The following is a 1,539-nucleotide window of genomic DNA, read 5'->3' as shown; positions in this document are numbered from 1 at the left end:
CTTATCGGTAGTTAACCCTTCCTCCTACACTCTCCACAATCATGTCCGAGCGTTGCACTTATTATCTGAATTCGCGTTATGGTTATATTTATGTGCATTGAAGCCAAAAGGTTTCATGACAAAAATCATATCAGCGTTCAAATAACACGACCACAACATTCCGAAGAAGAAATAAAGTTAAAATATTTTTTACGCATTCTTATCGTTTTTATTATTTTTATAGCTTTAAGTTTTGGCTGTATAATTAGCACATTACTTAACCCTCACGTTCTTGCGACTCATCTGTGTGTTATATGGTAAAACATCAGATAATAAAGAAGCTATATATTAACTGACCCCTACACCTTGGCAGGTGTATATTTTAAAACATCATAAAAAGGAAAAGAAAACTCTATTCAAACGAAAACCAACAGGTAAAAAAACCAAAATAAATTAAAAGATTTTTTTCTGTTGTATTTTTAAATATCATTAGTGATAGTAATGTTTTATCCACCAACTATAAACCGGCATTCAAAAGAAAAATGAGTAAATTCAGAGATATTAATGTCAAAGGACAAGACAACTCCAACAATGTAACGCAACAAAACACTGGTGGTAACAATGTTCAAAACACTTCGATAATCAACAACAAGATTATTAATAATAACTCAGGTAATCAGGATCAGTCAGGGGTCGGTGCAATCGCATTTGCTGGCGTTTTTGTGCTGCTCGTCGTTATCTGGTCTTTGTTTGCAAATATTGATAAAATATATTCAATTTTAAAACTGGTAACAATCACCTCACCTGCGCTTTCCATTACAGGAGTATTTATATTATCCTTCAGGAATGAAATAAGCAGGAATGATGTTATTCGTGTTATCCTGTCATCAGGTTTTGCTGGGGCTTTATTTTTACTCAATGCGTTTTTCAAGGGGCAGATTCCACAAGATATTGTAGATTTGTCATACAGAACTGACTCGGCATGGGATTTCTGGAATGGGTTGAATGAACATGGGAAAAATAATTCTATAGCAATACTTGTATCCAGTATTTTTATTGCCCTGTCAGCAATAATAAACCATTTCATCTCAATCAGGCAGTTTTTGTACTCTTTATCAGATTCAACTATGACAGGTTTCTGGTATTCTATGTATAAACTTACCGGTCTTTTCAGGATAAGAATTTCCGGTACACTAATAATAGTTCTTTCAGTTATTACCACGCTCGCATTGCAAGGTTATATTTTCCACTTCAATTTTAAATAAATCGACATTACCAAAGTAAAAAGAGGATGAAACAGCCTCTTTTTACTCCTGCATTTTTAATAAAGTAAAGATGACATTTACTCCTCTAAATGTTGTATGATTTTATATTTAGTCAAGTTTATAATAATAACCCCCTACCGCACCCGGTGGGTTTGCTCAACCCTTCTCTGCCCGGAAAAATTCCCGGACAGTTCAGCGTTATTACTTTAAAATGTCATTGGCGGATTCAAGTTCGAAGTGCAACGCTAAGCCGCCTGTCTTCACTCTGCAAAGACCACTGAAGGCTGCCGGAACC

General features: G+C 35.0%; 1 protein-coding gene. It reads left to right on the top strand.

What is annotated here, in order from left to right:
* The first annotated feature begins 521 nt into the window (after positions 1-521).
* Positions 522-1,244, top strand: coding sequence for a DUF2157 domain-containing protein (locus ACSZO1_RS22335; protein ID WP_437616567.1), 723 nt, complete (start codon positions 522-524; stop codon positions 1,242-1,244).
* Positions 1,245-1,539: the final 295 nt, after the last annotated feature.

This window comes from Erwinia sp. V71 (genome assembly GCF_965644245.1).
Lineage (GTDB): Bacteria > Pseudomonadota > Gammaproteobacteria > Enterobacterales > Enterobacteriaceae > Erwinia.
This window is presented reverse-complemented; position numbering and strand designations above follow the sequence as displayed.

Excerpts from the sequence above, each read along its gene's own strand:
- ACSZO1_RS22335 (WP_437616567.1), top strand. The coding sequence starts at position 522 with ATGAGTAAATTCAGAGATATTAATGTCAAAGGACAAGACAACTCCAAC.